The organism is Fervidobacterium islandicum, from assembly GCF_000767275.3.
Classification (GTDB): Bacteria; Thermotogota; Thermotogae; order Thermotogales; family Fervidobacteriaceae; genus Fervidobacterium; species Fervidobacterium islandicum.
In genome coordinates this window covers 637,136-662,861 of the sequence record NZ_CP014334.2, presented here as the reverse complement: position 1 = coordinate 662,861, position 25,726 = coordinate 637,136, and the positions used below count along the sequence as shown (strand labels likewise).

At 39.3% G+C, this 25,726-nt stretch carries 24 protein-coding genes and 1 tRNA gene; 7 read left to right on the top strand and 18 right to left on the bottom strand.

The window, feature by feature from the left end:
* The first annotated feature begins 675 nt into the window (after nucleotides 1–675).
* The 3 genes from NA23_RS03105 to NA23_RS03095 all read left to right on the top strand — a co-directional run bounded on the left by NA23_RS03105 (nucleotide 676) and on the right by NA23_RS03095 (nucleotide 4,711).
* A complete protein-coding gene (locus tag NA23_RS03105; protein ID WP_052107071.1) occupies nucleotides 676–3,207 on the top strand; it encodes an HD domain-containing phosphohydrolase in 2,532 nt (843 codons plus the stop codon).
* A gap of 107 nt (nucleotides 3,208–3,314) precedes the next feature.
* The gene (locus NA23_RS03100) at nucleotides 3,315–3,845 is read left to right on the top strand and encodes a hypothetical protein (RefSeq protein ID WP_062946213.1); all 531 of its coding nucleotides are present in this window, start codon (nucleotides 3,315–3,317) and stop codon (nucleotides 3,843–3,845) included.
* 77 nt (nucleotides 3,846–3,922) lie between these two features.
* Nucleotides 3,923–4,711: a TspO/MBR family protein gene (locus NA23_RS03095; RefSeq protein WP_033191139.1), complete on the top strand. Its 789-nt coding sequence runs from the start codon at nucleotides 3,923–3,925 to the stop codon at nucleotides 4,709–4,711.
* Nucleotides 4,712–4,774: 63 nt separating this feature from the next.
* On the opposite strand, the gene NA23_RS03090 is transcribed toward NA23_RS03095, so the two are convergent.
* Entirely contained in the window at nucleotides 4,775–6,766 is a 1,992-nt protein-coding gene (locus tag NA23_RS03090) for a hypothetical protein (protein ID WP_033191140.1), read from the bottom strand.
* A 195-nt stretch (nucleotides 6,767–6,961) separates the two neighbouring features.
* Between NA23_RS03090 and NA23_RS03085 the strand changes: the two genes are divergently transcribed.
* Nucleotides 6,962–7,037, top strand: a tRNA-Ala gene (locus NA23_RS03085).
* Nucleotides 7,038–7,093: 56 nt separating this feature from the next.
* On the opposite strand, the gene kamE is transcribed toward NA23_RS03085, so the two are convergent.
* The 11 genes from kamE to atoD all read right to left on the bottom strand — a co-directional run bounded on the left by kamE (nucleotide 7,094) and on the right by atoD (nucleotide 17,462).
* Entirely contained in the window at nucleotides 7,094–7,888 is a 795-nt protein-coding gene (gene kamE, locus NA23_RS03080; RefSeq protein ID WP_033191141.1) for a lysine 5,6-aminomutase subunit beta, read from the bottom strand.
* A 25-nt stretch (nucleotides 7,889–7,913) separates the two neighbouring features.
* Nucleotides 7,914–9,482 carry a lysine 5,6-aminomutase subunit alpha gene (gene kamD / locus NA23_RS03075; protein ID WP_033191142.1) on the bottom strand — a complete coding sequence of 523 codons (1,569 nt, stop codon included), beginning with the start codon at nucleotides 9,480–9,482 and terminating at the stop codon, nucleotides 7,914–7,916.
* Nucleotides 9,483–9,528: 46 nt separating this feature from the next.
* Nucleotides 9,529–10,959 carry a lysine 5,6-aminomutase reactivase ATPase KamC gene (gene kamC, locus NA23_RS03070; protein ID WP_033191143.1) on the bottom strand — a complete coding sequence of 477 codons (1,431 nt, stop codon included), beginning with the start codon at nucleotides 10,957–10,959 and terminating at the stop codon, nucleotides 9,529–9,531.
* A gap of 17 nt (nucleotides 10,960–10,976) precedes the next feature.
* Entirely contained in the window at nucleotides 10,977–12,047 is a 1,071-nt protein-coding gene (gene kamB, locus NA23_RS03065; protein WP_052107072.1) for a lysine 5,6-aminomutase reactivase subunit KamB, read from the bottom strand.
* A 7-nt stretch (nucleotides 12,048–12,054) separates the two neighbouring features.
* A complete protein-coding gene (locus tag NA23_RS03060; protein ID WP_033191144.1) occupies nucleotides 12,055–12,456 on the bottom strand; it encodes a MaoC family dehydratase in 402 nt (133 codons plus the stop codon).
* Nucleotides 12,446–13,729, bottom strand: a complete 1,284-nt coding sequence (kamA, locus tag NA23_RS03055) for a lysine 2,3-aminomutase (protein WP_033191145.1) — start codon at nucleotides 13,727–13,729, stop codon at nucleotides 12,446–12,448. Before kamA ends, NA23_RS03060 begins: the two co-directional genes overlap by 11 nt.
* Nucleotides 13,730–13,750: 21 nt before the next feature.
* On the bottom strand, nucleotides 13,751–14,788 hold the full coding sequence (kdd, locus tag NA23_RS03050) for an L-erythro-3,5-diaminohexanoate dehydrogenase (RefSeq protein ID WP_033191146.1): 1,038 nt from the start codon (nucleotides 14,786–14,788) through the stop codon (nucleotides 13,751–13,753).
* A gap of 26 nt (nucleotides 14,789–14,814) precedes the next feature.
* Nucleotides 14,815–15,630, bottom strand: a complete 816-nt coding sequence (gene kce / locus NA23_RS03045) for a 3-keto-5-aminohexanoate cleavage enzyme (RefSeq protein ID WP_033191147.1) — start codon at nucleotides 15,628–15,630, stop codon at nucleotides 14,815–14,817.
* A gap of 75 nt (nucleotides 15,631–15,705) precedes the next feature.
* A complete protein-coding gene (gene kal / locus NA23_RS03040) occupies nucleotides 15,706–16,125 on the bottom strand; it encodes a 3-aminobutyryl-CoA ammonia lyase (protein WP_033191148.1) in 420 nt (139 codons plus the stop codon).
* Between the two features lie 28 nt (nucleotides 16,126–16,153).
* Entirely contained in the window at nucleotides 16,154–16,804 is a 651-nt protein-coding gene (locus NA23_RS03035) for a 3-oxoacid CoA-transferase subunit B (RefSeq protein ID WP_033191149.1), read from the bottom strand.
* Between the two features lies 1 nt (nucleotide 16,805).
* A complete protein-coding gene (atoD, locus tag NA23_RS03030) occupies nucleotides 16,806–17,462 on the bottom strand; it encodes an acetate CoA-transferase subunit alpha (protein WP_033191150.1) in 657 nt (218 codons plus the stop codon).
* A 357-nt stretch (nucleotides 17,463–17,819) separates the two neighbouring features.
* On the opposite strand from atoD, the gene pgeF reads away from it, so the two are divergent.
* Nucleotides 17,820–18,629 (top strand): peptidoglycan editing factor PgeF, encoded by an 810-nt coding sequence (pgeF, locus tag NA23_RS03025; protein ID WP_033191151.1) that lies wholly within the window; start codon nucleotides 17,820–17,822, stop codon nucleotides 18,627–18,629.
* A gap of 21 nt (nucleotides 18,630–18,650) precedes the next feature.
* The gene (locus tag NA23_RS03020) at nucleotides 18,651–19,373 is read left to right on the top strand and encodes an Mpv17/PMP22 family protein (protein WP_052107073.1); all 723 of its coding nucleotides are present in this window, start codon (nucleotides 18,651–18,653) and stop codon (nucleotides 19,371–19,373) included.
* 22 nt (nucleotides 19,374–19,395) lie between these two features.
* On the opposite strand, the gene NA23_RS03015 is transcribed toward NA23_RS03020, so the two are convergent.
* From NA23_RS03015 to NA23_RS03005, 3 genes are read right to left on the bottom strand one after another with little or no spacing between them, the layout of a single operon-like run.
* Nucleotides 19,396–19,974, bottom strand: a complete 579-nt coding sequence (locus NA23_RS03015) for a cysteine hydrolase family protein (protein WP_033191152.1) — start codon at nucleotides 19,972–19,974, stop codon at nucleotides 19,396–19,398.
* Nucleotides 19,975–20,018: 44 nt separating this feature from the next.
* Nucleotides 20,019–20,351, bottom strand: a complete 333-nt coding sequence (locus NA23_RS03010; RefSeq protein WP_033191153.1) for a hypothetical protein — start codon at nucleotides 20,349–20,351, stop codon at nucleotides 20,019–20,021.
* Nucleotides 20,351–21,607 carry a DUF1576 domain-containing protein gene (locus NA23_RS03005; RefSeq protein ID WP_033191154.1) on the bottom strand — a complete coding sequence of 419 codons (1,257 nt, stop codon included), beginning with the start codon at nucleotides 21,605–21,607 and terminating at the stop codon, nucleotides 20,351–20,353. The genes NA23_RS03010 and NA23_RS03005 overlap by 1 nt, the downstream gene beginning before the upstream one ends.
* A gap of 212 nt (nucleotides 21,608–21,819) precedes the next feature.
* Here NA23_RS03005 and NA23_RS03000 point away from each other — a divergent pair, with 212 nt between their 5' ends.
* Nucleotides 21,820–23,019 carry an IS110 family RNA-guided transposase gene (locus NA23_RS03000; protein ID WP_236938321.1) on the top strand — a complete coding sequence of 400 codons (1,200 nt, stop codon included), beginning with the start codon at nucleotides 21,820–21,822 and terminating at the stop codon, nucleotides 23,017–23,019.
* 208 nt (nucleotides 23,020–23,227) lie between these two features.
* Here the strand turns inward: NA23_RS03000 and NA23_RS02995 are convergent, their stop codons facing one another.
* From NA23_RS02995 to NA23_RS02985, 3 genes are read right to left on the bottom strand one after another with little or no spacing between them, the layout of a single operon-like run.
* Entirely contained in the window at nucleotides 23,228–23,920 is a 693-nt protein-coding gene (locus tag NA23_RS02995) for a queuosine precursor transporter (protein WP_033191155.1), read from the bottom strand.
* A 35-nt stretch (nucleotides 23,921–23,955) separates the two neighbouring features.
* Complete coding sequence (locus NA23_RS02990; protein WP_033191156.1) at nucleotides 23,956–24,288, bottom strand: STAS domain-containing protein; 333 nt, start codon at nucleotides 24,286–24,288, stop codon at nucleotides 23,956–23,958.
* 46 nt (nucleotides 24,289–24,334) lie between these two features.
* Nucleotides 24,335–25,717 carry an ArsB/NhaD family transporter gene (locus tag NA23_RS02985; protein ID WP_033191157.1) on the bottom strand — a complete coding sequence of 461 codons (1,383 nt, stop codon included), beginning with the start codon at nucleotides 25,715–25,717 and terminating at the stop codon, nucleotides 24,335–24,337.
* Nucleotides 25,718–25,726 lie beyond the last annotated feature (9 nt).

Sequence of the window (25,726 nt, the reverse complement as noted above, 5' to 3'; positions counted from 1 at the left end):
ATACCAAGTGCTTTCACAATGGAACTTAGAAGCCCCTTTATAACAAGATACTACGAGTGGATTTGTACATAAGGTAGTATTTAATTCACTTATACCAATGAGTGAAAACGCAAATAGACCATGATTGTCTTGATAAATTGACTTGCTAAAAAATAACCAAAGCAGGTCCATGTTTGTCTCAAAAGCTGTCTTAAGGGTCGGCCTAATGCTAAAAAATCCTGTACTCTTCTGTTATCGGATATAATATGCAATTCTCTATTAGGAACAGTCTTACCCTAGTACGAGAATAAGTGTTATACTTAGAGCACAGAGCTGAAGTATATGGTGAAAAAGCTCAGTGAATTCTTAATAGTTATAGGTATAATCCTTGTTTAGATTCGGTAGTAGCTCCTGTTTTCAGAAATAGATACGCGGATGTTTCCCACGATAAGCTTTGTTAAAGCAACGAATTAGTAAGTTTCTCTTTCATTTAATAAGCGTTAGACTTACAGAACGGTTGCCGAAAATCATGTTCCATTCTTGGGATTGTGATAAATAGCACTAATATCCTCTCTCTGTGTTACAATAATGTTCAAGAGTAATCCTCGCATCTTGAAAATTGTTATACAAGAAACCAAGAACCCCAGACCATTTATGAGAATGAAGAAAATTATACATCAATAGAAGGTGGTATTAGTGGTTTTTCTTTCTGCGTTGTTTGTCTTATCCAGTATAACAAGTTTATCATTAGGTGCAAACAGTTTGCTAAGCAATCCAAAAGATAGACTAAACAAGATCTTCTTCGTGTTAACTCTTGATATCAGTGCATGGGCGTTTACGTACTCACTGATGAATATTTCTCAGGATGTTGCTGTAGCAACAGCGTTTCATAGAGTTGGAACTATATTCTACAGCTTGATGTATGCCATACTTTTGCACTTTATTTTGGTTTTGGTTAAAAAGGATAAGTATTTAAGAAATATGCTCCAACTATTCCTTTTTTACATTCCTGCATTCATTTCTATATATCTTTACTTTTTCTATAAGCCTGTCACGGTAGCAGATCATGTAAAAACTTCATTGGGTTACGTTTACATATATCCAAAATATAACAACTTAATTCTGGATTATTTTTTCCACATTTACTATATTTCCTACACTGCAACAGGGCTCTACATGTTAGTTAAATGGTCTAAAGATTCAAAATACCTGAAAGAGAAAAAGCAGGCCAAGATTTTAATTGAAACTATTCTTGCACCCTTTGCCATAGGAAGTGTAAGTGATATAGTTATACCAATGATGCAGAAGATAGCTCTACCACCAATTTCTGTCATATTGTTCAACATACCTATAATTGGCATTTGGTATTCAATGAAAAAGTACAAGTTGATGAATCTCAAAGTAGAGGAACTTATTACTGAAGTGCTTGAGATGATGAAGGAAGGGATGATAATACTAGATCCATATCTAAGGATCAGAGACGTGAATAAAGGTATGTTAGAGTTAACAGGATACGAAAAAGATGAGATTTGTACCTTGACTTTAGATAGTATCTTTGACACAGAAATAGATCTTTCCTGTCGAGAGAGCAGCGAAATGAACATTATAACCAAAACTGGTAGAAGGGTACCTATCCTTTTAAATGTTGAAGAGACCAAGGATAAGTTTGGAGATAGCTACGGATATTTGCTTTTGTTAAGGGAAATAAGTCAATTAAAGGAACTGCAATCAGCGATTATTAGATACAATAAAGAACTTGAAAAGAAGGTTGAAGAGCGAACAGACGAGCTGAAACGTGAAAAGATTAATGAACAAAAGCAGAGAGAAAAATATCAGACTCTGTTTGATAATTCGCAAGACGCAATTGTTGAGTTTGATCTTGAGGGAAACATAGTCAACATAAATAAGAAGTTTGAAGAATTGTTTGGATATACGAAAATGAATGTGAAAAATAAGCCACTCGATGAGGTTGTTTTTGAAAAGGACAGATACGATTTTGCAAAGGAAATTGGTGAAACGTTAATGGGGGTAGTTATTAATAAAGAGTCAATTCGGCATACAAAGGATGGAAATCCAATCAGTGTCATTGTTAAAAGCACTCCAATTTATATAGGTGGAACTATTATAGGTGGATTTATTATATGCACTGATATAACAGAAAACAAACAATATGAGCAAAAGCTTTCAGAAATTGCAATCAAAGACTCTCTGACTGGATTTTATAATCTGAATTACTTTGTTGATTATACAAGCAAAAATATCGATAACAAAATGTTGCCAATGGCAATGCTGATTTTTGATATTAATGGTTTGAAACTTGTAAATGACTCTCTCGGAAGGGATGGTGGCGACAGACTGCTTAAAACTTTCGCCGAGATCTTGAAAACCTCTGTTGGAAAGGAAAATCTGTTGTTCAGAATTGGTGGTGATGAATTTCTGATCTTACTGAAAAACGCTGACAAGCCGACTGTTGAGAATGTCATAAGGAATATTCAAAGTGCATTTGAGGTTTATAATGAGAGTTTAAAAGATGAGGATAAGATTTTAACGTTAAGCGTTTCTTACGGATATAGTCTTTTGGAAACTGAGAATGACGACTATAGATTGAAATTAAAGGAAGCAGATGACATGATGAACAGAAATAAACTGTTGGAAGAAATGAGCAATAAGAATCAGGTTATAAACATACTAATGTCTGCGCTGTCAGAAAGAGATTACGTAACGTCAGGTCACACCGAAAGAGTTATGTCCATGTGTAAAATGATAGCTGCAAAAATGAATCTAAGTGAAGATGAAAGAGAAAAGTTGATTCTCTTAGCACAGGTACATGATATAGGAAAAATTGGCATACCTGATGATATCTTAAACAAGAAGGGAAAGTTAACAAAGGAGGAATGGGAAATCATGAAGAGCCATTCTGAAAAAGGATACAAGATAGCAATTAACTCACCGGAGCTATCAAAAATTGCCGATCTAATCTTGCATCATCACGAAAGATGGGATGGAAATGGTTATCCAATGGGGTTGAAAGGTACCGAAATACCTATAGAATGCAGAATATTAGCCATTGTAGATGCTTATGATGCTATGACAAGTCAAAGACCATACAACACTCCTAAGACACACGAAGAAGCAATAGAGGAGCTAAAAAGGAATGCAGGAACTCAGTTTGACCCTACTATAGTTGAAGTGTTCATCGAGTGTATGAACAAATCCAAAAAACCCTGAACATAGAATTTGATATTGTGTTTGATTGCATGTCTTGTATTTACGCAAATATGAAATGGACTGGGTTCATATAGAACATGGATAAAGAAATGCTCTCGGAGCAGTGTGTGAGCAAGATGGCAGAAAGAACCTCTATTGACGATGTCCAGAAAGAAAGGTTTCGAACACATTCAAAAAAGTTGGTGAATTGCATGACTGGTCGATCGAATAAGGTTCTTGTAGTAATAGGTTTGTTTCTTGTGTGGATTCCAGTGATATCTCCTGTTTTCTTTTCTATAATAGCCCTTATAGAAAGAGGCAGATTCCTGTTTGACTTTTTAATGCCTGCTGAATTGTTTTTGGTCTTTCTACCAGGTGCTATACTTCTTCTCTTGGTTGCGATAAGAACGAAAAACTACGTCAAACAAATCGGCTTTGGTTTGTTTTCAGCAATTGCACTTTTATTTGGAGGTCAGGCAATAGCTGAGATAACAGGCCTTGCCTCAGGCGAAAGAAAATTTAGGGGGTGGCTTGCTGTATTGGTGACGGCGATGATAATTCTCTACAGCTTTGCAATTGTTGAGGTTGGCCTATCAGGTTTCTATCTCCTCAGAAAGCTTACATCAAACACTCATGAGGATACGAGTATTAACAAGTAAAATCAAATTTTGTGAGGGCAAGGTACTTTATTTATGCCCCATCTACATCATCAAGATTTCAAGAGGAGGTAGGGAGCATGAGTAGAAGAACAAAAGCTTTGATCAGCGGTCTTCTTCTTGTTTTAACACTTGTTGTTAACGCCTTGGGTGCTTTTGGTTTTATTAACGGTCGTTCTCAAAAGGATATTTCCGATTCATATCCCACGTTGATAACACCTGCACCTTCTACGTTCAGTATATGGAGCTTGATTTATATTCTGCTGATTTCTTCAGTTATTGTTATGATAGTCCGAGCAAATGATGAGTATTACGGAAATATTATCGACGAAATAGCTCCACTCTTCTGGTTGTCGTGTATTTTCAATATTATTTGGATAGTACTATTCTCTTTTGATTTAATTGGGCTTTCAACTTTAGCTATCTTTGGATTGCTCATAGTAGATATCTTGATAGTTCAAAGAATTGGGAAACTTCAAACTCAAAGAAGATTTCTGTTTCCAGTGACCTTTGGTTTGTATTCTGGCTGGTTGTTTATAGCAACGGTTGCAAATATCACACTTTGGCTCGTAAGTATTAATTGGAACGGCTTTGGAATCAATCCAGAAATATGGGGTGTTGTGATACTTCTTGTTGCCGTTGTACTCACATGGCTGGTTTTGACAAGGATAAAGAATGCAATCTTCCCTCTACCCATTGCATGGGCGTATTTTGGAATTTACAAAAATCTCACTTCACCGGGGGGATTCAACAATCAATACACACTACTGCCTAAGATAGCAATAATTGGTGGAATTTTACTGATCGCAATTGCTGTATTCCAACTCTACAGGAATAAATTCTGCTCAATGCCAATAAGAAACGAGTAATGAAAAAAGTGACGGCAGGTGTACCTGCCGTCATTCGTTCCAAAGATCTAAAGATTGCGTGCGTTAAAACTGGCCATACTGTTGTGTCTCTGGGATTTCTTCTTGATTTTGTTCAAGCTGAGGTTTTGAAGGCTGTTCTACTGGCTGTTCAGTTGCCGGTTTCACAGGTTCCTTTTTTGTTTCTTGTGTTTTTTGCGGTGATTGCTCTAAAGAAGCAAGGTTACCACCGTTTTCAAGTGTTTTTAAGATCTCATAAGATCTTGTTGTCCAGTCCTGGCCCTTGTAGAGAACCTGGACAACTTTGACTTGTCCGGCCGGTTCAACTGCAAAATTGATTTGCAGATTATCGCTTGTATAGACAACCCTATCGTTGTTTCTATCGATTTTCCAACCAATAGGCCCGAGTATTTCTTCATACGTTCTGAAAGTGAATACGGTGTTTTTGACAAGTTCTACAATGTTGTTGCCTAAAGTATCAACCCTAAAGATTTTTGAGATGACGTAATCTGAGACTTCATCAATTACGTTAATACCGTCCATAAACATATCTTCAAGAACGGGTTCCCTACCAAAGTAAAGGTCGAAAACAAATTTGAAATTCCAGGTTTTTGTTCCATATTTTCCAACACCTGTCAATACAACCCTGTCTTTTTGTGCATCGTATGACCAAGACAAATTCCTAAGATAGCTCTTAAATGCCTCCTCGTTGTTTGCAAAACTCGAGTATTTAACTATCTTTCCTGATTTAATCTTTTCTATTTTCTCAACCCCTTCGGGGCTTGTTGTCTGAGCTACGGGACCTGTCTGCTGAATTGTTCCAGCAGTGAATATCTTGCTGGTTAGCTCGTCAAACTTTTGCTCTACGTTGTTGAGCATAGCTTTTGAGAGGTAAATCCCACCTTTTGTGAAAAGGAATTCCATGTAAACTTTATCATTTGAAGCTGTTTCCGCAGTAACCAAAAGTTTAACATTGTTGGTTGCATATTGAATATCCCATTTGTCGTTCTTAACATACTGTGTGAAGAACTCTCCAAAAGTCTTTGTTGAATTTGGAACTTTGGTAGAAAAGATGATCTGCTTATATCTTTCAATATCCCTATTCTTGTCAATAGATGAGTACCGACTGTACAGGTATGATATTAAATATGGTATATCACCAGCTTCCACATCCTGTCCATTTAGCTGAGCATATTCCACAACGGTTTCTCCGTCTTCATTTATCCTAAACCCAATCGTTATGACTACTTCCTTGTTGTCTATGTTGTCCATTCCGTTGAATTCAACCATTTTTCTGTTCTCATCTTTTATCGTCCATCTTGCATTGTTTACTTTGGAAAGAACTTGCTCGATCGATTCGTATGGATACTCTTTTAGGAAGCTGTTTTTAACAACTTCGATAAGATCTCTGTCAACAGACTTTTTATAAACCTTTGCAAGAAAAATCCTTTTTTCAGTACTGTTCAATAGCTTATTATTTACAAATACCTTGTCAGGGACTATTCGAAGCTTACCATCAACCTTAGCGATGTTATAAATAATCTGTACGGTATTTCCATTTTCGTCCTTTCCTATCAAACTAATGTATTCTCGATCGTTTTCTTGGAAATAGTCGTAACTAACATTGCGTATATAGTTCAACACGTTCTTCGGATCTGATGATTCGTAATCGGCTATGGGTTTGGTAAGAATTAGGTTGTAAAACGCCTTTGCGTATATTTCTCTATACAATTCTTCTGGATTAGGAACGTTTTCGTTATTAATACTGATACTCAATAACCCTTCTTTTGTCACTTTCGCTGTATAAACATTGTTCATCTCATCCATCCCCGTTATATTTACTATCCCAAAGCCTGACGGCTGAATAGACACATTTTTAAATGCATTTTCAAAGGCTTCTTTGATTGTTAGCACCTTGAAATCATTGAACGGCTTGTCTACAATCTGTTTCAGTGAATTGTAGTAAACCACTGAGAGCAACATAACAGCAACTATACCGATTACAATTACTGAGAAGAAAGTGTATCGCTTGCCTTTCTTCAGATTGTACCTTTTCATGTACCATACCTCCTTGAGCGTATATCAATCATTGACTCTGATATAATTATACACCGTTTTCAAAAATCTTTAACTAACGCTTTCTGAATATTTCTTTGGTTTTGTGTTCGACACCCTCTTGAAAAAACGGAAGTTATATGTTAAAATTTCGAAGGTATCAAAAACGTGTGCTGTTGTGAACAAACGGTAATATGTGGGGCCGTAGCTCAGCTGGGAGAGCGCTACCTTCGCACGGTAGAGGCCGTGGGTTCAAATCCCATCGGCTCCACCAATTAGATCAAAAGCCCTGGTTAACCCAGGGCTTTTTCCTTTTTCTTTTGCATATTTTTATTTTTTACTACCGAATCTTCTGACCCACTCTTGAGCAATGAATGCCGCGACGTCTTCTGCAAATGTACCAGGACCAAATCCAGCATCGAATCCAAGCTCTTTTGCAAGCTCGTGGGTAATCCTCGGACCACCTACTATGGCTATGACTTTGTCTCTAATTCCTTCTGCTTCAAGTAGTTCTATCAGATGTGTTAAATTTTTTATGTGTACATTTTTTTGTGTTACTGTTTGTGAAACAAGCAAAGCATCAGCTTTTACTTCAATAGCTTTGGCTACGAATTCTTCATTTGGGACTTGGCTGCCCATGTTGTATACCTCAAACATTCTGTACCTTTCAAGACCGTAGTGACCAGCGAATCCTTTCATGTTCAATATTGCATCAAGTCCAACCGTGTGCGCATCTGTGCCCGTTGTTGCACCAACAACAACAAGTTTTCTGCCGATGTTTTTTTCTATAAAGTCATCAATCTCTTCCATAGTCATCTTGTGCACTTGGACCTTTGGAACTTTTATGGCTGTATAGTCTACCGTATGGACACAATCACCATAACCTATGAAGAACGTGAAACCGGGAGTGAGTTCGTGATGATAAACTACCATGGGGTTATCCAATCCCATTTTTTTCATGAGCTGCTTTGCTGCTTCCACAGCTTCGTCTCCATCAGGAACCGGGAGTGTGAAACTTACCTGCACTTTACCGTCGTTCATCGTGTCTCCGTAAGGTTTTATGGCTTTTAAATTCAGTGTCTTATCAAAGTCCTTCTTTTCAAGTGAATAGAGACCTCCACCCATGCATTTTCACCTCACAAAACTGTTTTTAATCTTTCTTGTCTTTGAGCATTTTCTCTATGAACGGATTGTAGTAATGTTTGCCCTTTTCGAAAACACCGTCAAGTCCTTTTCCTCCGTTTATTGGACGTTTTGTGTTTGCAAAAACTCCCTTTTCGAGAGATTTAAACAAGCCATCTTCCCTCATCTTTTCAAGCAGTTCAATTGCTTGATCGAGCACCTGCTGAGCTCTTCTTTGGATTATACCACCAGGTTTGAAAATGACTTCGTCACCGATGTTTCTCATATTATTGAATATATACTTTGCCGTGTCAATAGCTACGTACCTGTCAGAGAGGAACGGAGTGTGTATCGCCTCGGTCATCATACCAAGTAGCTGGATACCTTGTTTTGTCCATATACCGACAACATTGAACATAGCATCCTGAACAAGACCGCGGAATATGTTGCCCGTCATGAATCTTGTTGGTGGCATGTATTTGAGAGGTGCTTTCGGGAAGAGCTCTCTTGACAATTGTGCCTGAGCTAATTCGTACAAAAATCCATTTTCCAATGAAGGATCCATTTCAAATGCGTGACCGAGCCCCATCTGTTCTTCCGGTATGCCTGCTAAAAGTGCGAGTTGTTCGTTTATTAGTTGCGAAGATATAACGGTATAGCCTTGCTCGTAAGCGTCGGCTGTTGTCAAATAGTTGTCTTCACCCGTGTTAATGATAATTCCTGCGTAACCTAAGATGATCCTTGAGAAGTACTGGTCCACCATAGTTCTTATCATGTTTATATCTCTAAACAAAATTCCGTACAGTGCATCGTTTAACATGACATCCAGTCTTTCAAGTGCACCCAAGGCCGCAATTTCTGGCATGCACAAGCCAGAACTGTAGTTCGTTTGTCTTACGTACCTTCTCACTTCCTTAGCAACTTCATCTAAGGCTTTTCTCATGATTCTGAAGTTTTCTTGTGTTGCATACGTTCCTCCAAAACCTTCGGTAGTTGCTCCGTAAGGAACGTAGTCGAGCAGACTCTGGGCAGTTGACCTTATAACTGCAATAATGTCTGCTCCTTGCCTTACCGCAGCTTGCGCTTGCACAACGTCTTCATATATGTTTCCAGTTGCAACTATGACGTATATGTACGGTTGTGGTGGATCGCCAAGTTCCTCAAGCATTCTTTGTCTTTCCGCCTTTTTTTCATCTATTATTCCAATAGCTTTGTCAGCTAATTCATCAACAACACCCTTAATGTCATCCACACTGTGCATTGGCAATTTGGTAAGATCAAGTTTATCACTTGCAACGGCTTCTGCAATTTCCTGAGGAGTCATACCTGTTTCGAGTACAGCATTGCCGATGTACAGTGCGGCACCATTTTCAAGAGCACCTTTTTCTTTCAAATGATCAACAACAACATTTGGTAAAGGCACACCTTCATCGTTGATTCCGTCTATACCAAAGAACCTGCAAATCGTTCTTTCAACACTCACAGTTGAGTACTTTTGAACGAAATTTGTAACATCGAGTGCTATGTCTCTTGCCAATTGTCGAGCCTTCTCAACCTTTTTTGGGTCTATTCCGAGTTTACTTTCGAAATGCTCCATCTATTCTTCCCTCCTCGCTGTCTTTTCATTTTGTTGGCATCATTAATTATTTCCTACTTTCCAAAATCTTCTTAGCTTGCAAGATTATTTCTTCATTCACGCCAAGTAATTCCATAACCTTTATCGCTTCTTTCGGAACAGAACTACCGTCATCGGGGACAAGTTCGTAATCCATCAGGTCCTGAATATCGTTGAAAGACTGAACACTTTTTAGAGCATTCTCCCTCAATCCTTTAACTCTGAAACGCATCGGACATTCTACGTCGTCGAAGTGCGTAACGATTAGCACGAACTTTTCTGTTTTTTCAAAGCATTTGACAAGCGCATTGACGATGGCTGTTCCTTCGTACGGGTTTGTGGTTCTTGCAGGTTCGTCTATTAACACGAGTGCGTTGTTATTTAAAGCATGTTTGTAAGCTTCGTTTATCAGCGTTATCTCCGATGCAAATGAAGAAAGACCACTCAACGGTCGCTGAAAATCTTCAGTTATCAGTGCTATAACTTCTACGAATGGGAGTTCAGCATGCTGTGATGGTACGAAGAAGCCAAGCGAGGCCATGTACTGAATAAGTGCAACAGTTCTTAAAATAACACTCTTACCTGACATGTTGGCACCGACAATTACAGTTACGCCACGTTTGATTGTTATATCCACAGGCTGATATTTTTTGCCACGCCTTTCAAGCTCATCTTTAAGCTGCGGATTGAACATTCCCATTATGCGCATCTCGTCTATGGGATATTCCTTGGGATACAAATTAGGCTTTGTCAGACCAATTTCCTTTGACAATTTAGCTTTTGCTAATATGATATCAATGTATTTAATTCTGGTGATTGACTCATGCAAAATTTGAGCACGATCATGGAGCTTTTTCGATATTTTCTCCAGCACTTCTTCTTCTATGGTCTTTTCTCGCTGAGTAAGCTCAGCTATGTAACTTTCGGTATTTTGTGCGTCTACATTTTGGAGTAATTCTCGCTTCTTTTTTCTGATGTCGCGAAGCCTCTCATCATAAGCATCGTAAATGTAAAATGTTGGTAATCTAAGCTGTTCGGGATCAAGGAGGTCTATTATTTCTGTTAAATCTGGGAGTGTAAAACGTTCATGATCAGAGATTAAATCCTCGTTCTTGTTTTTAATTTCTTGAGCAACAAGGACGAAATTTTTCAATTCAAAGAGCTCTATCTCATCGAGGATTTCACCATTTGATATTCTTTCAATCGTTCTTGAAACATCGACAATGCATTCTAGATCGTGTTCAAGCTCTTCTACAACTTTAGGATAGCTCTTCAAAAGGTGGAGGAAAAATTCAGTATCGTTAAGATGTTCTAATATGTGTTCATAATTTAAAGGTTGAAGGTATTTAAAATATCTTTTCCCCATAGGAGTTTTGGGATCGATTTTGTTTTTGATGTATTCAAATCCCGTCAGTCTTTCAAATTCTTCCCTCTTTGGAAGAGTTGTTGTTAGTGTCATTGGATTGTCCACCCACTTTAGTTAATCGATTCTGTTTCAAGCCTAACATCAATCACGGGAACGTCAACGTGTTTCTTTAGCTCTTGGATGATTTCAAGTGAGTTCAGTACATAACCGGTCGGTGAGAACGGGTTGACCGTTATTCCTATTATCGTTGCACTCTTCAGTACACTTATTTTTGGTTTGTACTTTACGTAGTTTTCGTACGAGACAAAGACCTTGGTGAAGTCCCTAACTATTATTTCTTCGATGCCCTTGCTGTTTATAAATTTCAAAACGCTATCAGTCAGCGCACCTGGAATGTATATCTTTTGTATCTTTTCGTTTATAGCATTTCCTTCGCGCAGGCCCTCTATTTGTGTCGTATCGTACTGTTTACTCAAGTGAAGTGCCGATTCAACACCCAAATCTTTCCAGCTTCCATTTTGAAAAACGTGGACAGTAGATGCTTTGCTTAAAGCATCTTTATCATTCTCATTTGCTTCACTCAGCTGGCAGAGTGAATAGATGTACCTCGTATGCTTTATTATCTCCCTCTTATCAAGTGAATAAGCTGCACCTGTTGCAAGTATTATTCCATCGGCGATGAAAGGTGTTGCCTGGCTGAAACGGGACAGCGCTCCGTCGATGATGACCAGTTCTGACAATTTCTTTAGCATTCCTACGGTTTCTTCCATCCAAGCAGCCGTAGGAGGACCAGAAAGTACAACTTTTCCAGGTTCAAGTGCCCTAGCGATGATAATCCTGCCAGTTGGTGTTTGCTGCTGAGAAACGTGAAGGATTTCCGAAAGCACCGTTTTCTTCTTGAAAAACAGTTCAGTTGTTGTGTATATGAAACTATAATCAACATGTACGGATGGCTTAAATGTACCAAAGACCAGGTCTTTTTCCTCGCCATCCGTACCAATTGAAGTAAGTGCCAGTGCTTTTTTAGACTTTACGTTTTTCACGATAAAATTCAGAGTCTCTGTTTTACCGGTGTTTTTCTCAAGTCCAATGATTGCAATAACATTTTTCTTGAGAATTTCAGAAACAAGCCTATCGAAGTCTTTTTCCAAACTTCTCAGTTCTCCCGATGTCTTTTCCATACTGCTCTCAAATCTTTACCAGTGCCTCACCCTCTATGGCGTTCTCCCCGTTTTGCTTTACAACATATGTTTCCAAAAGTACTCTTCGTTTTTCCTTATCTATCTCCTTTACCACTAACCTTACGGTAACTTCCTCGCCTATATACACAGGTCTTTTGAATTTTGCATTTTGCATCAGATAAATTGTCCCTGAGCCTGGGAACTCCATACCGAGAACTGAGGAAACGATGCCGAGCGATAAGATCCCGTGTGCTATTCTTCCACCAAATATGGTATTTTTTGCGTATTCTTCATCGAGATGAACAGGGTTCTTATCCCCTGTGGCTTCTGCAAAGAGCTTGACCATTTCGTCCGTCACAATCCTCTTTACCTCGTAAACTTGACCAACGTAAATGTCATCAATGTTCATCACCTTTTCCTCCTTTTTTCTCCTTCCATTCCATAATCCTCTCATGTCTTTCAAGGTGTGCGGGTTCAATACTTATCTTCTTGTCAGTGAACAAGCTTGCAACACCTGAGAATTTGTATTTTGCTCTGTATTCGGAATCGTCAACATCAGATGTGGTATCCTCCGGTTCGTGGTAAGCAACAATAACACCTTCGTAGTTTCTGAGTATTACAGTGTGGTCGGACATTGATATCACATAATTCGGCATAACCCTTATCTTTCCACCACCTGCTGGTGCATCGACAACAAACGATGGTACGCAGAAACCAGAGGTGTGCCCAATAAGGGCTTCCATTATCTCGAGACCTTTCTTAATTGAAGTTCTGAAATGAGTTAATCCCATAGAAAGATCACATTGGTAGATATAGTATGGTCTTACCCTGATCTTCACAAGTTGATGTACAAGTTCCATCATTATGTAAGGACTATCATTAATGCCCCTAAGCAACACCGTTTGATTACCCAATGGTATACCTGCATCTGCAAGCATTTCACATGCTCTTGAGGATTCTGGTGTTACTTCTTTTGGATGATTGAAGTGGGTGTTCAACCATATTGGATGGTATTTCTTAAGCATGTTTGTAAGTTCTGGAGTAACGATTTGAGGCAAAACAACCGGCGCTCTTGTTCCTATTCTTATAACTTCTACATGCTTGATTTTTCTAAGTTCTTTTAGAATATACTCGAGCATGTCAACACCAACAAGTAGGGCATCTCCACCAGATAGCAGAACATCCCTTACCTGAGGTGTTTCCCTTATGTACTCAATCATCGCATCAATCTCTTGTTTTGTCCTTGCCCTGTCATGTTGGCCTGCAAATCTTCTGCGCGTACAGTGTCGGCAGTACATAGAGCACATATCTGTGATCAACATTAAGACTCTATCAGGATATCTGTGTGTAAGACCTGGTACAGGTGAATCTTCATCCTCGTGAAGTGGGTCTGTCATGTCCCAAGGAGATACGTAAAGTTCTTTAGCAGTTGGAACCGCCTGACGTCTGATGGGGCATTTTGGATTATCAGGATCCATGAGGCTGGCATAGTAAGGAGTAATCGCCATTCTAAGTGTTTTAAGAGCATTCCTTACGCCTTCTTCTTCCTCAGGTGTAAGATTTATAACCTGCTTTAGCGTATCAACATCCATAATTCTGTTTCTCAATTGCCATTTCCAGTCGTTCCATTCTTCTTCTGTAACGTTTTTCCAAAGTGGAATTTCCTTAAAGTGTCTCGCCATTCTCGAAATACCTCCTTTAGTTTAGCAGTACAACTTTTCAAATAGTTCCCTTATTTCTTTTGACTCTCGGAGAATGTTGAGTGCGACTTCCGCATGACCTTTTGTGTAGCCGTTGCCAATTATCATCGTGACATCTTTTCCCACGCCTTCAGCACCAAGAGCCGCTCTTGTAAATGATGTTGCCATGCTGAAGAAATAGACGATTCCCTCATCTTTTGTGATAAGTATCGAAGACATTTCCGTAGCGGGTACGTTAACGTTGTTGATGACCACATCGCAGTACTGACCACCGGTGATTTCCATAACTTTCTGGTATACTTCAACAGGCTTGGTAGCATCTGCGATGATAACGTGATGTGCAAGTCCGAGATCCTCTATTCTTTTTGCATTTTCTGGGGAATATTCCACAACGATTACTTTTCCATCTTTTCCAACCGCTTTCATCGCTTCGTATGCACACAGTATTCCTGATTTTCCACCGCCGCCAATAATACAAACAGTCATACCTGGTTTGACGAGTTTACGTGTTTGTGCCGGTGCTCCAGCTACATCAAGTACAGCCAACGCGAGCTTTTCAGGTATATCATCGGGTAGCTTAGCATAAATACCACTTTCAAACAAGATAGCTTTACCCTCTATATCTACTTGGTCCGTGTCGATGTTCACATTGAGAATCTTGTCTATTCTCAAAGGCGTAAGCGATAAAGAAACAAGCGTTGCTATCTTGTCGCCTACTTTTAAGTCTGTTGGAAAATCTGGACCGATCTCTTCAACTAAGCCTATCAACATGCCGCCAGAACCTGTGACAGGATTTTGCAACTTTCCACGTTCAGCAACGATTTTCAGTATTGTGTCTTTTATGCATTCAACATTACCGTGGCAAGACTCTTTAATTTGCGTAAAACTTGCAGAGTCGACATTGAGCGTTTTAACATCAATCAGCATCTCGTTGGTATAAATCTCCATTGTATTGTCAATTTTCGTTGCAGCTTGTGGTAGTGTTCCTTTGGGTTCAATAACCCTGTGCGTTCCAAATGGGCACCCTTTAACGTTTTTCATACCTATACCTCCACTAATTCAACGTTTTATTTCTTAATCCCCAATATTCTTCTTGCTTCATCAGGCGTTGCAATCTCTCTGTCCACTTCTTTTGCGATACGTACGATGCGTTCAACAAGCTGCGCATTGCTTTTTGCAAGCTCACCTTTTCTGTAGTAGATGTTGTCTTCAAACCCCACTCTCACGTGTCCGCCCATAACTATTGCATGGACAGCAAGTGGTAATTCATACCTTCCGATCCCTGCTACCGACCACGTGCAGCCTTCTGGCAGCTTGTTGACAAGAAAGACCAAATCTTCTATAGTTCCAGTCATTGCACCGGGAACACCCAAAACAAAATCGAAGTGAAGTGGTAAGTCTAATAATCCTTTCTTAACAAGTCTCAGAGCATTTTCAATCATTCCCGGCTCGAATATTTCTATTTCCGGTTTGATACCCTTTTCTTTCATGGTTCTGGCAAGCAGTTCCATAAACGACGGGGAGTTCATGAAGACGTCGTTGCCGAAATTACATGAACCGGCAGAAAGCGTCGCCATTTCCGGCATAGCATCCAAGCACTGAATTCTCTCTTCTGGTGTATGCCATACAGCTCCACCTGTCGAGAACTGTATTATTATGTCGCACTTTTCTTGAATTTTACGTTTGATCTCGGCGTACACTTCTTTTGATTGAGTAGGAGTTCCATCCGGCAATCTCGCATGGATGTGTGCAATAGAAGCACCCGCCTGCCAACACCTGTAGACCTCCTCAGCGATTTCGTCAGGAGTTATTGGAAGATTAGGCTGTTGTTCTTTTGTAACTTCTGCACCTGTAACCGCAACAGTGATAATTAGCTTTTCCATAGGTATTCACCCCGCATGTTAACCGATTAACTGATTCACTAATTTGGGGAGGTTTTGTTCTTGTTTGCTTTCTCATCATTCGTCATGTTTAAATCTCTGTTTATCTTTTGGAACAACACAAGTTCCGCTTGCTTTACAAACAAGAATTGGTTCATCCAAAACCTCAGCCGCACTATCGTTTATATCTGGTCTCGAACGAATGACTTTGTAAGCTTCAAACTTCATCTTTCTTGAAGTCCGACCGACCTCCACAATTTCCCCGTAGACTTCGATATAGTCACCGGCAAAGACAGGTGCGAGAAACTCTATATTGTCATACGCTCTAAAAAGTCCTTCATCTCCATCGTATCTGATTAAGAGTTCAGTGGCTACATCTCCAAAAAGTTGCAAAATTCTAGCACCGTCAACTAAGTTTCCTCCATAGTGTGCATCTGCTTGGCTCATACGAACTCTAATCATTGCTTTCGGCAACTGTGAGTTTTTTGCATTTTCCATTTTCTCATCCTCCACAGCAAATCTTTGACTAAAACCTCTTTAAGTTTTCGGAGACTGTCAATTTCGCTTCCGTCAATTTCAGTACTTCTTCAAGTGTCGTTTCTTCAGCTATTTCTTCAAGTACGAGCCCTTCATCGGTTGGTCTGATAACGGCAAGTTCTGTCACAATGAGGTCAACTCGTCGGATAGAAGTTAATGGCAACGTGCACTTCTTAACTATTTTCGGTTCTCCCTTTGCTGTATGGGTCATAGCAACGATAACTCGTTTTGCACCTGTAACTAAGTCCATTGCACCACCCATGCCCGGTATCATCTTGCCGGGTATCATCCAGTTCGCAAGGTGTCCTTCTTCATCAACCTGGAGGCCTCCAAGAACAGTTACGTCCAAATGTCCTCCTCGAATCATTGCGAATGAAAATGCACTATCGAAAGTCATCGCCCCGGGTAGCGCGGTAACAAAACCTGCACCTGCGTTCGTCAAATCTTTGTTTTCAAAACCTTTTTCCGGTTCTGGCCCCATTCCGATTATTCCGTTCTCGCTTTGGAAAAAGACGTGAACGCCCTTGGGAATGTAGTTAGCTACAAGTGTAGGAAGTCCAATTCCAAGGTTGACCAAATCTCCTTCTTTTAATTCTTGAGCAACTCTTTTTGCTATCTTTTCTTTTGGGTCAATTGGCATATCACTTCACCCCCTGAGAGACCACGACATAATCTACAAGTACTCCGGGTGTTCGTATTTCATTTGGTGCCAACGTACCAACCGGAACAATCTCTTCAACCTCAACAATAACAAGTTCAGCTGCCATTGCCATTAAAGGATTGAAGTTTTCTGCCGTGAAGTTGTAAACAAGGTTTCCATAATAGTCACATCTTTTCGCCTTTATCAGTGCAATATCTGCTTTCAAAGGTAACTCGAGCAAGTATTTCTTTCCGTCGATTTCAATGATTTGCTTCCCATTCTCGACAATGGTACCAACACCAGTGGGAGTAAGAATTCCGCCAAGGCCAGCACCACCCGCTCTAATGCGTTCAGCAAGAGTGCCTTGTGGAACGAGCTCAACTTCTAATTCACCAGCAATCATCTGTCTTTGCGTTTCTGGGTTTGTACCTATGTGGGAAACTATGACTTTTCTGCAGAGCTTGTTTTTAACAAGCTTACCAACACCGCGATCCTCGAATGCAGTGTCGTTTGCAATAATGGTCAGATTTCCGATGCCTCTTTCAACAATTTTGTCAACTATTCCTTCTGGCGTACCTACACCGAGGAAACCACCAACCATTATGGTGCTTCCTGGCTTGATAAATTCAACAACATCGTCAAAGGATATTACTTTCAAGTCCGTTCCCCCCTTTACAATAATGTAAGATTGAAGAATTCAAATTATTCACGTTCTTCCAATATTCAGTATATCATTGTTAACATGCGCTTTCTAACATCGAGAACTCACAATTTTCAGTGCATACTTAAGCAAAAAAGAGATTTCTGAAGGAAAAGTTAGAAAGGAGAAATCTTAATGCTGTTAGAAAGAAGCGGTTTTGTTTTGAACTAAGTAGCCTATTCTGTTTGTAACAATACGTAAAGTATGGTTAGATAGTATTTGAAAACATGATATAATTAATAATAAGTTGGCCTCGACGATGTGGATCGATTTCGCTGGTATTTAGAATCTGTGAAATTGGAAAGGGTGGAATACATGAACAATACAAAACACATAGGAAATTACATCCTTAAAGAAATCAACGGCGTTTGGGTTGCAAAATCACCATTGCTCGAGCAGTTTCCGGAAATTACACATTATGTAACCACACGTAAAATTTCACCAGAAGCTGAACCTACCGACCTCACTGAGCTTAATTTGGCTCTCAGTTGTGAAGATTTTCCGAAATATTTTGAATTCTTTGCAAATAAGGTAAGGATCACTCCAGAAAGGTCCGTTTTTTCACACCAGGTTCACAGCAGGAATGTCAAGGTGGTTACAAGTGAGGATATCGGAGAACCTTACTGGAACAGAAAGCTTCGGGAAGTAGATGGACTTATAACAAGCGAAAAGGGACTTTACCTTGTTACTACCTACGCTGATTGCATGCCTATAATTGCGTACGACCCAACAAGGAAAGTCGTAGGTGTTGCCCACTCAGGTTGGAGGGGAACACTTTTGGAAATTGCAAAAGAGCTCATTTTGAAAATGAACGAAGAATTTGGAAGTGAACCGGCTGAGATATTTGTTTCCGTCGGTCCGTCGATTGGACCTGATAGCTTCGAAGTTGGTCCAGAGGTTGCAGCGGAGTTCTTGATGAAGTTTGGTAAGGAAGTTGTCAAGGAAGTAGAAGGAAAGATATACGTAAACTTATGGAGAGCTGTCCAGCTTACGCTGAACTCGGTTGGGGTATTTAGAATAGAGTTCTCAAACATAGACACATATATTCACACCGAATTTTTCTATTCTTACCGCAAAGAAAAGACAAAGAAAAGGTTCGCCGTTGTAATTGGATTGAATAGCTGATTTTTCAAGGAGGATTACAAGATGGAGAAAAATGGTCAGAACAGTAAGGAAGTATCAAAAAGGGTTTCGGTATTTCAAATGGGAGATGTTGTGTCTATTCTTATCTTCATACTACTGGCCGTTATTTTGTTAAACGAAAGAACAAGAAATGCGTACGTTAGCCTCAATTCCGCACATCCATATTTGTTGGGTTTCCTAAAGGTGGGGATTCTGGCCACATTTGGTGAGGTTCTGTCGTTAAGAATAACTAAGGGGAAATATATTCTTCCAGTTGGAGTACTTTACAGATTCCTAGTCTGGGGATTTTTAGGGATCGTATTTGTGGCTGTTTTTGAGCTCTTCGCTTTGGGAACAAAAGTCTTGTTAGATAAGAATTTACTGCCCTATGTAGAAAGCGCAAGAGCATTCTTTCAGGCGTTCTATACAAGCCTTCTTATGAACTTGATCTTTGCCCCAACGTTCATGTCATTTCACAGAATTACCGACGGATATATTGACTTATCTGGTGGGAGATTGAGAAAGATGTTTTCAACAAGTTTCGATGAAGTCTTACGAGCAGTGGATTGGAATTTTTTCGTGAAATTCGTACTCGGTAAAACAATTCCACTTTTCTGGATTCCTGCTCATACGATAACATTTTTGCTGCCTGCTAGTTATAGAGTTCTGGTTGCTGCGTTGTTGTCCGTTTTTCTTGGTATATTACTCTCTTTTAGGAAGCGTTCTACCAGTGTTCGACATGGATGAATTGTTTATAGTTTTAGAACAATTAGAATGCTTTAAGCTTTTCAACAACTTCTTGGCTCGTGGAAATTGTTGAAAAACCATGGGCCAAATTTTTTAGTGAAGCGTAATGGTACCACTCGTCTTTATCCCACAGGCAGTCTTCCACCATGACAATTTCATATCCTCGCACAAAACCAGAACGTGCTGTGGTTTCGCAGCAAAGGTGGGTCATAACACCAGTGATAATGAGTTGATTAATACCATGTGTTTTTAGAAGTTCATCGAGATTTGTTTGATAAAACGCATCGTACGTTTCCTTTTCTATCTTAAAGTCCATTAGCCTTTCGTCAATACATAACTTCGTCCACTGCTCTTCGACGATGTTACCCCACCATTTTTTCATGTTGTTGCTCCCGTTTTTGTGAATAGTGGCTATTATAGGTAGGGATTTGTTTATTGCTCGAATACTTTCGATGAAGTTTTTTATTCTTTCAAGTACACTTTCAGAGCCTCTAAGGTAAGCGGGGGAATTTTTATCAAAAAAGTAATTCTGAACATCAACGATTAAAACAGCGGGACTAGATATGGTAAGAGGATGCTTTGTTTTCTCAAGGTAGAACACAAATGATCACACTCCCACTGTATTAAAAGTGTTAGCTTCTGGATTCACCTGTCAACGTAAATTTCTATTTTTATCACGTTTTCATCGTTTGAAACTTCGAGTTTTTTCAAATACGGTGCAATAGCGTATATATCTTGTAGATTCCCTACGTGTGTTGCTAATGAGGAATAGTATTTTAATTCAGGATGATCCTTTATTTTCGAAAGTTTTTTTAGTTCGATCATCATATCTTCTGTTATATTCATGTTTGCTTCAATGACTATGTAAAAATTCTTTTCAAGTGCAACGATCTCAGAGGATATAATGTGTGCACCATTCTTCAGTAAATAGTAAGTCATTTCGTTTATCACCGATACGAGCAGCTTTTCAAGTTCCATCAGTTTTGCCCCCTTCCACTATTCCATTTTTCAAGCAAGTTCTTAATAATAGTATCTTTCAGGTTCTTAAACGCGTCGATTATTGGTAGCAAAAAGAGTGCTACGAATCCTCCGGAAAAACCGTTATTGTACAAGTTCATCCCAAAGTGTAAAGTACCTATGTTCAGCACAAGAGCACTGTGCAAGTATCCAGCGATAACTCCCCAAATAAATCCAAATTCCCCAGCTACTGGTGCAAGTGTTGTGCCAAAGAGTACCGCTAAAACCATGGCAGGACTGTTGAATTCCTGGGCGTTAGTAAAAGCACCGATAAGTACGCCAATTACAATTGGTAATATGTTCTTCGGATGTTTTCCGAGTGCACCAAAACCGGCAAGCGTCATTATGCCGCCTATTGTTGGCCCATTTAGTTCTGAACCGATGAGAAGTACGAATGTTGTACCAGCAAGTCCGAGAATTCCAATATTTATAAATGTTACTGCCGCATTTTCCAAAAGTATAAAATCTGTCAACAATTTGCCGGAGTAATTGAATATGTTTTTGTAACCTTTGAACGACCAGTTGTTTAGTTTTAATCCGTATAATAAAATCGCGTAGAAAAGAGCGTATATAAATATTGCAAGTAATAGCTGATGTTCTCTGTGCCAGATAAGTCGTTGCTCCGGATGGAGGTTATACGCTTTCAAAAGTGCACCTATAAACATTCCAAGCAATCCTGCTGTGAATCCTATATTGTAAAGGTTGTAACCGCGGTGCAAAGTTAACGAGAAACTTGCAAGAGGTGGTAAGAAGAAACCAATTAGTAATGCCAAGACTAATCCCGTCAAATTAAATCCCTTGTTCAAAACCAGATGTGTAGTGATAGGTGCAAGTGCCGTACCGAATAACGCAACATAGAGATATGTTCTAATATTCTCACCGATTAACAACGTATACAGAAACACTCCAGCAACAAGTGGCCAGACGTTGAATATGTTCTTTCCAAAGAGTGCAAATCCACCGATTGTCATTATTGAAGCAATGGAAACACCTGTAGGCTGTATCGTTAGTGTTTTGAGTAACAGTATAAATAAAAGCATAAGGAGACCGCTATTAAGAAAGGCACCTCCAACACCCGCAATTTCCAAGTAGTCTGTAATTAAATAGTCAGGTGAGTGAATGATAGCACTTAGCTCCGATAATAAGTCTACATTTCCTACCACCAGACCAAAAAATATGAAAGAAGTAGAAATAAAAAGCAGCAGTTTATAGACCACATGTCCCCCTCCTACATAAAAATATGGTATAAATAATTTAGCTTAAAAAAATTGAGGGCAGGACAACTTATGTCACCTTGGCTTTTAAGCCATTTAAGGAGTCTGTTGCCTGCCTTTAACCATGATTAGTTGGTTGGGCTTTCAGCCCTCGTCAGCATGGAGGATTGGTTCAGCAGGCTCCCTGCCCTCATCATTCGAAAGGAGGATTTTTCATGGATAACTTCCCTGTTTTCGTCGGCATCGATGTTTCCAAGGATAAGTTCAACGTCTGCGCTATCTCTAATCCCAGTTCCATCATCTTCGAATCTTCTTTCGATATGTCCCAGCAAGGCTTTTCCTCCTTCGCAAACAAACTCTCTGCCTTCCCAAAACAATCCATCATCATCGCTATGGAATCTACTGGCTGTTATCATCTCAACCTTCTGGCTTTCCTTTCTTCCAACGACTTTGCTTGCGCTGTTTTTAATCCTCTAACTGTTAAAAACTTTGCTTCTCTTCGAAAGACCAAAACCGACAAAATCGATGCTCGCATTATCGCTACTGCTTTGTTTTACCTACAACATCAAATTCCTTCTTCTGCTTTTGTCAACTCTGAGCTTCGTGATATTGTCAGAGCACGCGAAAACATTATCCACCGCATCGCAAAAGTTAAAGACAATATCGAAAAACTGCTCAACGTTCTTTTCCCTGAACTCGAAAGAGTTACCAATATCTACAGTGACACTATCCTCAATCTTCTTTCTCATTTCCCTTCTGCCAAGGCTATTCAAAAGGCTCGTAATCTGGATGTGTTCTTTTCCAAAGACCGTGGCAGAAGTACAAAACTTAATGCTCAAAAACTTAAAGAACTCGCTAATAACTCGATTGCTCAATATTGGCCGATGAAAGAAAAGATTCTTGTGCAAAATATCAAAGAACTACAATTTTTACAGCAACAGCTTGAAGAATACGACAAGATGATGAAAGAATATTGCGAATGTAGTGCGATAAACCTTGATATCGAGATACTCACGTCAATACCAGGTATTGGTGAAAACAGCGCGATGCATTTCTTGGCAGAAGTTGGAGATATCTCAAGATTTAGTACATACAAAAAACTCATTGCGTATTGTGGACTCGATCCAAGCATTGCCCAATCAGGCAAAAGCAAAGTAGAAGGACACATATCGAAAAGGGGCAATGCCCACCTAAGACGAATACTATGGCTAATGGCAGTGAGTGTAGTGATTCACAACGAATATTTCCGAACATACTATGAACGAAAAAGGCAGCAAGGTATACCGTACAAAAAAGCGATAATGTCAGTAGTACACAAGTTATTGCGAACGTTGTACGCAATGTTGAGAAAGAAAGAGAAGTTCAATATTGATTATGCTATCTCACACTCAAAACAAAAATTTAATTTTGCATAGTTGACTCCTTATACATTAAAGAAATAGTAACTCCGAGTCCACTAAGTTCTACACAGATAATTCTATCATAACGTTCGTTCATTTAGAAAAAAAGAACGAGGGGCTTTGCCCTCGTTTTAATTCGAATATTTAAGTAATTTCGTTTTCATCATATCTCAAGACCAGACCAACAAAAAGTCCACGAAATTTTGTTTGATTTTGCATCTTGTTAAAGCTTTGCCACTTCAAAATTTCTATCGTCTTCTTTCAAAAAATTAACTCCAAGGTACACGACCCAGGTATCGACATAGTCAAGTGCGAATTCCACAACACTGGTTGTTAGAAAAATTTGCAGGTACGTCTTAAAATCAACAAGTCCAAGGAATGCAATTGTCACAAATATGAGGTTATCGACAATTTGTCCTATCTTTGTTGCAGCGTTATTTCTCACCCAGAGTTTTGTTTTTCCTTTAAGAGCGTGATGTATCCAGACTGCCGTGTAACCGGAGAGTATAAAAGCGGTCCAACTTGCAAATGCTATTCTGGGAGTCAAAGCAAAGACTTGTGATAGATAGCTCTGTGCAAAGTCGTTTTTAGATGGAACATAGCTTGTATAGACGAGGCCAAGTAAAACAAAGGCAAGTTGCGCAAAAAATCCAGTCCAAACAGCTTTTCTTCCCTCTTCTTTACCATAAACTTCTGTCAAAATAGAATAGATAACGAATGCCATGCCCATGCTCATGTTGGCAGCAGTTACTTCAAGACCGAATAATTTGAATAGCTTCGCAACACCAAGGTTCGATGCTATGATAAGCGTGGCTAGAGCTACGTAAGCTCCTTCTCTTTTCATAAACCGAAGTGCCAAAAGAATAATCAAGGTTGAAAGCATGTACTCCAAAAACAGCACAAAAACGTTGAACATACCAATACCTCCCTAACCTTCTTCTTTAACTTTGATTATTCATCTTTAATGGCATTACTGACTGTCTCGTAGATTCTTATGATTCTATCTAGACCAGTTACCTCGAATAATGTTCGAATATTCTTGTTGGGGGCAACAATCTTTAGATATCCGTCCTGTAAAACCAATCTTTTATAAATACCGACAAGAATACCTAAACCATAGCTGTCAATATTCGTGGCGTGTGTCATATCCAGTATTACGTACTTTTTTCCATTCTCTAAGAATTCAGAGATAACCCAGTCCTTAAAACTTTGCGCATTTTGTATATCGATAGATCCACCAATCTTAATGACCACAGCTTTTCCATGTTCGGTGTATGTGTACATAGTTTGTATCACCTCTTTCCACCAATTATGCCGAATCTACATAATATTAAGAACGCGAAAGAGCATAGACCAAATAGATCGCTATGCTTGTTGTGAATAATGTGAGCACAGCAACAAAGAAAGTTTCTTTCACAAATATTTTGTTGTTCATTTCTATACCGTATAGTTTCAGTATCCTTGACCACATGATACCTGCCAACGCACCTATGAGTGTTATGTTTCCACCTATGTTTGAACCAACAACAAGGCTCATAGCGTAGTTTATTGGCTTTTTGTGTAATGCTTGCGCAAAGAATATAGTCATTGGCTGGTTTATCATCACGTTCGCAGCGAAAGCTGTAATAAACGTCGTCAATACGGTGCCAACTAGTTCGTTTTTGAAGTTAAAAAGCGAGCCTACGTATTTCGTTATTCCAAACCTTGTAAAAATATGCACAAATACAAAGAACGTTAACACCATCGGTAGCATCTTCCAAGGGACTCGTCTTAATGTATCAACTAAGAAAGTAAGGTTGTAATCAAACCTTCCGACTTCAACTACGACTTCATCTCTTTCAGAAAGTACATCTGAGAAGGCCGTATTCAGAAGAAGATATATCCCTGAAAATATCAAAATTGCCTTCCAAAGTTGTAGACCAATCAAATCACCTATCGCTATTGTGATAAAGAATAACACAAAAAAACCACTCGACAGGAATGCGTATCGTTTGTCTTTGATTGAATCTTGCAGTTCCACTCCACCCTTCTCGGTGTTCCTAGGGCCGAGTACAACATTGATTTCTTTTGGCAACACATTTCTGTACTTGAAATAAAAACCAAAAAATGATGTGATTATGGCTACAATTGTTGGAAGGAACATCAGCTTGGTGTATTGGTTGAATTTAAGTGAATAAGCCTGAGCCACTATGACATTTGTTGGATTGCCGATGTAAAAGAACATACTCCAAGTATTTGATGCAAAGAAGACAGAAATCAAATACGGTATCGGATTAATTCCTGCGTACTGGCTTATGTAAACGATAATAGGCGTAAGTGTCAAAGTCACGATATCGTTAGATGTAAAGATCGTAAGTACACCAGCAATAAGGACGAGATTTACAAACAGCTTTTTCCCCGTCTTGGAAACGCTTGCAAATCTGTACGCAATGAGCTTAAGGACTCCGGAAGCATCGAGAGAACCACATATGTAAGCCGAACCAAAGAATATTATCAGTATCTGCCAGGGAACTATATTCATCTGCGGCATTATAGCTGTCTTTATGGTCGTTAACGACGCAATGCCTGAGGCTATCAACAATCCAAGTACTCCTAAGGATACTCTTGCGTAGTCTAAAACTACTCTCTTGTTTCTAAAAACAACTTCAGGCTCTTTTATAACAAGATACACGGTAGCGAAAAACAGATGAATCGTGATTATCGTTGCTATCATCCATATCAC